At 60.6% G+C, this 1,037-nt stretch carries 2 pseudogenes; both read right to left on the minus strand.

The features are described from left to right. Positions 1–274: pseudogene (locus AC5ZGW_RS46425) on the minus strand (hypothetical protein); the annotation flags it as partial. A gap of 639 nt (positions 275–913) precedes the next feature. Then, a pseudogene (locus AC5ZGW_RS46430) lies at positions 914–1,037 on the minus strand (IS630 family transposase); the annotation flags it as partial.

Raw genomic sequence — 1,037 nt, forward strand, 5'->3', positions numbered from 1 at the left:
GATCCGGATCGTAACCTTCCGCAGGAAGGACCACTGGCGAGCCGACAGCTCGCCCGAGAGGCGACGGTGGGCCGGCGTCTTCCATCAACACGCGCGCGGCTGAATTGCCGGCCTCGCTCAGCTGCCGCGCAATGGCATCCTCTTGCGGATGGCTTAGCGTCCTCTGCCTCTTGGCCGCGCTCCCGGTCAGCTCGTCCGGAGCCGGCTGGTAGCCGTCGCGCCGGTTCAACTGACGAACGGCTTCTCCAAAATCCGGCGCTTGGTGATCGCGCACGGTTGGATCGAGAGACGATGCTGGGCTGGCTTCGTCCATGATCCCCGCAGCAGACCCTGATCGTGACCTTGCGTTGTGAGCCCCTCCGACCATCTCAAAGCTTCCCGCGACGCGCTGTCCTGCTGCGCAGCGGCGTCCCCAAGACGTCTGGCGACGGCGCCTTCGGAATGAGGATCGCGGGCACTATGGCGCCCGAGCTCCAACGGATAATAGGAGCCTGGAGGAGCAGGAACCCCTGCGACGGGAGCGGCATCGCGTTGCGGCACTTCATCCAAGTGCGGCTCAAATTCCGCTTGCTGCTGTTGCTGTTGTGCCACCGTGGCGTTGTACGTAGCGAGATCTCGGTCGAATGGGCTGATATTGTTAAGTGGGTCCATGTTCCCCTCCGGTTGGGGCCGGTTCGCAATCCTGAGCGGATAGTGTCGCTCTCTAGTTCTCACTCTACTAGTATCAGCTTTCGACAAGCTGACGGGCTTAGAGAATTAGAGTGGGCCAAATTGGCCGAAGCGTGCATTCTCTCACACGCAGCAGCATCGGTCGTCCGCCGAAGAAAGGCCTTAATGACCAAGAGGAGAGATTTTTGCGCTGGCGAAGTTGGAGCAATCGGAACCACCGCTTGCCGCTTACTAGTACCCGGAATCAGAGCTGAGTGATACGGCGGCCTTTGAACCGGCGTTGACGGACCCTTTTCTTGGTCCAGACGAAGGGCTCGGCTTTGTCGTTGTAAGCGTTGACGTAGGCATCGATGTGGTCCTGAAGCTGC

This window comes from Bradyrhizobium sp. Crot121, assembly GCF_059512385.1.